General features: G+C 67.5%; 6 protein-coding genes. All 6 read left to right on the top strand.

Annotated elements, in window-relative coordinates; translation table 11 throughout:
* Nucleotides 1–474, top strand: a 474-nt coding sequence (locus tag AB0M95_RS40625; protein WP_363777013.1) for a thiopeptide-type bacteriocin biosynthesis protein, incomplete at its 5' end; no start/stop codon positions are given.
* Entirely contained in the window at nt 471–1,703 is a 1,233-nt protein-coding gene (locus AB0M95_RS40620) for a lanthionine synthetase C family protein (protein WP_363777010.1), read from the top strand. The genes AB0M95_RS40625 and AB0M95_RS40620, both read left to right, overlap by 4 nt.
* Nucleotides 1,704–1,715: 12 nt before the next feature.
* The gene (locus AB0M95_RS40615) at nt 1,716–2,540 is read left to right on the top strand and encodes a thiopeptide-type bacteriocin biosynthesis protein (RefSeq protein ID WP_363777007.1); all 825 of its coding nucleotides are present in this window, start codon (nt 1,716–1,718) and stop codon (nt 2,538–2,540) included.
* Nucleotides 2,537–3,631, top strand: coding sequence for a hypothetical protein (locus AB0M95_RS40610; RefSeq protein ID WP_363777004.1), 1,095 nt, complete (start codon nt 2,537–2,539; stop codon nt 3,629–3,631). Before AB0M95_RS40615 ends, AB0M95_RS40610 begins: the two co-directional genes overlap by 4 nt.
* Nucleotides 3,628–4,488, top strand: a complete 861-nt coding sequence (locus tag AB0M95_RS40605) for an SAM-dependent methyltransferase (protein ID WP_363777001.1) — start codon at nt 3,628–3,630, stop codon at nt 4,486–4,488. The genes AB0M95_RS40610 and AB0M95_RS40605 overlap by 4 nt, the downstream gene beginning before the upstream one ends.
* Nucleotides 4,485–5,276: a hypothetical protein gene (locus tag AB0M95_RS40600; protein WP_363776999.1), complete on the top strand. Its 792-nt coding sequence runs from the start codon at nt 4,485–4,487 to the stop codon at nt 5,274–5,276. The genes AB0M95_RS40605 and AB0M95_RS40600 overlap by 4 nt, the downstream gene beginning before the upstream one ends.
* Nucleotides 5,277–5,425 lie beyond the last annotated feature (149 nt).

Raw genomic sequence — 5,425 nt, 5'->3', positions numbered from 1 at the left:
GAACCTGCGCCTGGAACCTTTCGGCACGTTCCCATCTCCTTCGGACTGTTACCACCCTATCGGGCGGTATGTCCGGAATCTCTGGGGCACCTCAACATCACCGCGGCGGTCATCGGCGAGTCGCACGAGGCCATGCGATGGCTCGTCAGCCACGCCCGAGCGCACCGGCCGGCGCCCGAACGGGCGGTCTACGACCAGGCCATTCAACTCGCCAACCCGCACGACCGTCACAGGCTGGCCGCCCTAGCTGGCGGCGAGCACTTGCTGACCTGCTGGGAACAGCGGCGGCACGTGCTCGCCGCATGGCGCGACACTCTGCCCACCATCAGTGCCGCCGCGCCGGCCGAGCTGCTACCGGACCTGCTGCACCTGCACCATGTCCGGATCGCCGGCCCCGAACTGGACAGCGAACGGGCCTGCTTGCACCTGGCCCGCGCCGCCGCACTGAGCTGGACGACAAGGAGCCACCCGTGACCACGACCCTCCACGCCACCCCCGATGTCCTGGAAGTCGTCGCGACGACAGCTGGAATGATTAGGGACCCCGCCGTGATTGGCCCCTCAGCCGACGGGCGGACGCGCCCACAGTCGCTGGCTGGCGGTGCTGTGGGTATCGCCTTGCTGCACATCGAGCGTGCCCTGGCTGGCCACGGCGACGAGGCAACCGCTCACGTCTGGTTGCGCGCCACAGCCAGCGAGCCGGTCAGCGCCGGCTCCAACGCGAACCTGTTCCACGGTGCCCCATCGCTGGCCTTCGTGCTGCACACCGCGCAGCCGTTGGGCGGCTACCGTCGTGCTTTCACCAACCTGAACGACGCCGCCATTACCATCACCCAGAGCCGGTTGGCGGCCGCCCACGCTCGCATCGACCGCGGCGATCCGCTGACGATGCGCGAGTTCGACCTGGTACACGGCCTGACCGGACTGGGCGTCTACCACCTGCGGGCACATCCCAACCACCCGATCACCCGCGACGTGATGGCCTACCTGGCGCGCATCACCGAACCCCTCGGCGCCCACACTGTGCAGCCGCCATGGTGGTTACCATCCGGGCTCGGAGGCAGTCTCGACCCGGACTTCCCGTACGGGCACGGCAACCTCGGGGTTGCCCACGGCATCAGCGCGGTCATCGCCCTACTCTCCCTCGCGGTCCTCCACCTCCACGCCCCGCCCGCAGCCCAGGAAGCTCTCGCCGCGCTTTGCGACTGGATCGACCAGCACCGTCAGCACGACGACCCCGCTGGGCCATGGTGGCCCGGCTACGTCACCACCGACCCGATCCACCGCTGGCGACACCGGCCCTCCTGGTGCTACGGAACCGCCGGGACCGCCCGCGCCCAGCAACTCGCCGGTCTCGCGCTGCACGACGTCACCCGCCAGCAGCACGCGGAGAATGCGATGCTGGCCGTACTCCGTGACCCAGCCCAGCTTGCCGCGCTGCCCGAAATCGGCCTCTGTCACGGCAAAGCTGGCCTGCTGCAGGCTGCCAGCCGCATGGCCGCCGCCAGCACGGACCCATACCGGGCAGCCCAGCTTGCCGCTGAGCTACCCCGCCTGGCCGCCGATCTCGCCACACGACTCGCCGCCAGACCCGTAGCCGACCCGGAGCTGATGAACGGCACGGCCGGTGCTGCGCTCGCCCTGCACACCGCCGGCACCGGCACCCCCGCCACCTGCTGGGACGCCTTTCTCAGCCTTGCCTGAACTGGAGGGACCGTGAAGCGATCCGCATGGCGCCAGATCAACATCGCCTTCCCGCATTTGCACGCGACCGAAGACGTAGCCATCACCCACGTTGCGCCCGTCCTCACCGAAGCCGAAGCCCGCCGACTGATCACTGCGTGGTTTTTCGTCCGTAAGGGAGCCTGGCGGCTGCGCTACCTCCCTGCCTCTACGACGTCCGAGGCCGATGCCTACATGATTGACCGGCTGGCACACCTGAACCATGTCGGCTACCTCGCAGCAACGATCCCCGGAAGGTACGAGCCAGAAATCCACGCTTTCGGCGGCACCCTAGCCATGGAAGCCGCCCACCGCCTCTGGCACCTCGACAGCCGCCACCTGCTCACCCCCGCTACCGGCGGGGAACCACACCGCACTCGCGAGCTGTCGATCATGCTGTGTGCGGCGATGATGCGCGCCGCCAGCCTCGACTGGTACGAGCAAGGCGACGTCTGGGCTCGCGTCGCCGAACATCGAGACCCGCCTAAATCCACTCTCGTCGACACACTCCAAGCACCCGTGCAACGGCTCTTGACCGTCGACCCTGCCAGTCTCACCCACGTCGACGCACCACTGGCCACCGCCCGCACCTGGATCGAGGGCTACACCACCGCCGGCGCCACGCTCGACCGCCTCAACCAGACCGGACAATTGCACCGCGGCCTCCGCGCAATCCTCGCTCACCATGTGATCTTCGTGTGGAACCGGCGCGGAATCCCCGGCCTGCACCAGGCGGCCCTGGCCACCGCCGCCAAGACCATCACCTTCGGGCCCGACCCCGCCAATGCAATTCTCACCCCGACCTGCGGCGCTTCATGAACCCGACCATCACCCGCAGATTCCCGCTGACCGCCCGGCCCCGGCCCGTCTGCATACCCCTAATCCAGCGGGTCGCCGACCTGCGGAAACGCGCCATCCACGCCCAGGATGCCGGCGACGTGACCGCAGCCACCGCGGTGTTCAACCTTGCCGCGCTGCTAGCCTCCGACTGCGGCCTGCCCGACCTGGCCCGCACTTGGTGTCACCGGCTCGCCTGCGCCGCTCTCGACAATGACCGCGACCCCCGGCACGGGCTCGAACCAGTCGTAAACCTGGCCCGCCTCCACATCCGCGCCGGCGACGGCGCAGCCGCCTGGAACCTCCTAGAAACCCTGTTCCGGGCAATCGACAACCACACCGACACCGTGATTGACGGCCTCACCATTCCCGCGGCCCGGATCACCGACGCACCAGGAGCCCACACCGGCGTGCGCACCTGGCTGTGGAAGGTACTGCTGGGCACCGGCGCCCACGCCTTGGCCGTCGCCGGACGATGGGACGAAGCCAGCCACCGGCTCACCAAATACAAAGGCGTCGGCAAACGAATGCTTGACGGCAGACAGATCACCGTCATCGCCCACGCCGTAGCAGGCCGCCATCACCAGGCACACACGATGCTGGACGCCACCCAACCCGGCGACCCATGGGAAAATGCAGTCACCGCTTGTCTATCCCTCGCGGTCGCCGCCGAAGGCTCCCCGGTTGGCCTAGCGAACGGCGCGCTGACGGCCTACCTTGATCTTGGTCCCGCCGAGAACGGATTGGCGGTGTTTCGGACCCGGCTGGGCCTCACCTTGTTGGACGCCCTCAGCGATCACCATCCGGTGGTCGAGCAAATCGCCGCTGGACTGACCAGCCGAGCCATCCACGATGGGTACGCCGCCCGCGACGTCTTGGCCCATCCCGTCTGCCTGAGCACTGCCACCGACCAGCAGACTCGTGAATTGGTCGCGCTCGTCGACGAATGCGGTCTCGACGTCGGCGCCATCCCTGAAGCGCAGCTCACCGAACTCGCTGGTGCTCTGGACATTGCTGAGTCGGTAATTGTGCGGCTACTTCCTGACCAGCCCTCGCCCGAGGTCCATGCATGAATCATCAAAACAATACAGAGGCGGCCCTCATGGCATCATCCGTCAGCAGCGCGAGCATGTCACCAAGACCGCTCGCCAGCATTGACACCACGACCCCACATGTGGCGCGAATGTATGACTACTACCTGCATGGCAAGGACAACTATGCCGCCGACCGCGAGGCGGCCGACGAAGTGATCGCCATGTTCCCGGAGGCGCGTCAGCTCGCTCTGGTGAACCGTGACTTCCTGCGCCGCGCCGTCGAAGCCCTGGCCGGAGAGATGGGCATCCGTCAGTTCCTGGACCTGGGGTCGGGCTTTCCGACGCAGGAGAATGTTCACGAGGTCGCTCAACGCGTGAACCCGGCGGCGCGGGTGGCGTACGTCGATCTCGAGGAGGTCGTGCTGGTCCACGGCCGGGCGCTTCTGGCCACGAACGAGCGCACGATCATGGTCGAGGGCGATATCCGCTACCCGGAGGCGATCCTCTCTAGTCCCGAGGTGAAAGCTCACTTCGACTTCGACGAGCCCATCGCCGTTCTCCTGATCTTCGTGCTGCATTTCATCCAGGACGCGGAACAGCCGTACGAGATCGTCAAGACGCTGATGGAGCGGATGCCCGCAGGTTCGTGCCTGGTGGTCTCGCATGCGACGCCCAGGGAGGATCTGACCCACGGCGTGAGGGCGTACGACAACGCCAGCTCGAAGGTGGCGTTGCGCACCGAGGGCCAAGTCCGAGCCTTCTTCGACGGTCTGGAACTGCTGGAACCGGGTCTCGTACCGCTGGTCCTGTGGCGCCCCGACCAGCCTGAATGGGCCATCCAGGCCCGGGACAGGCAACTGCCGGCGCTGTGCGGAGTGGGGCGGAAGACCGCGTGAACGTCGCCTTCGACGATCTGCCCATCACGGTCGTGGCCGCCGTCGAAAGACGGATCGGGGGCATTGTCGAGACTCGCCCGGTCGTGGGTGGGGCCGACAGCGTGGTCTCTGCCTTGGTGGAAACCGTCTACGGGCGCTACTACGTGAAGGGCCTTCCGGCGGATCACCCGCAGGCCTGGACCCTGAGCCGGGAGTTCGACGTCAACCCGTTCGTGGTCCCGGTCTCCCCGCGGCTGGAATGGCGCATCACTCTGGACGGCTGGGACCTGCTGGTCTTCCAGTACGTGGAAGGCCGCCACGCCGACTACTCACCAGGCTCCACGGACCTGGCCATGGTCGCCGACATGATGTGGGCGGTTGGGGAGCTTCCCTGTCTCGATGTCAAGGCGAGGCCGGCCGAGGAACGATGGGCCCGCTACAGCGAAACGCCGGAACTGTTCAAAGGTGACCGTCTGCTGCACACCGCTTGGCACCCGAAGAACGTGTTGGTCTCGCACGCTGAGGCGTACCTGGTGGGCTGGACCTCGCCCACCAAGGGAGGTGCGTGGATCGACCCCGCATGCTGGGTCATCTGGCTGATGCAGGCCGGCCACGATCCGGCGGCCGCTGAGCGCGCCGCCTCTCGGGTGCCGGCCTGGGGCACCGCCTCACCCGAAGCCTTGGATGCCTTCGCCATGGCGCAGGCCAACTTCTGGGGTGACGTCGTTCACGACGAACCCGGCGAGTTCGTGAAGCAGGTCGCCGCCGCGGCGCAGCGCTGGACATTGCACAGGCAGTCCCTGCGCTGACAGACCGCGTGACGACGTGGAGAGTCCCCACATCCCACGTCGTCGCGCGTCGAAACGTCCCGCTGTTCGGGTCAAGCGGGGCGGATCCGGTCGCGCGGCTCGTCCACCGCCTTGGACTTGAGCCCGGCCGGATCGCGGTGGCCCCGGCA

The organism is Sphaerisporangium sp. NPDC051017 (assembly GCF_040683095.1).
In the GTDB taxonomy this organism is placed as follows: Bacteria; Actinomycetota; Actinomycetes; order Streptosporangiales; family Streptosporangiaceae; genus Sphaerisporangium.
This window is presented reverse-complemented; position numbering and strand designations above follow the sequence as displayed.

What these genes read in the sequence shown, in the direction of transcription:
- AB0M95_RS40610 (WP_363777004.1), top strand. Translation starts at nt 2,537, where the DNA reads ATGAACCCGACCATCACCCGCAGATTCCCGCTGACCGCCCGGCCCCGG.
- AB0M95_RS40605 (WP_363777001.1), top strand. Translation starts at nt 3,628, where the DNA reads ATGAATCATCAAAACAATACAGAGGCGGCCCTCATGGCATCATCCGTC.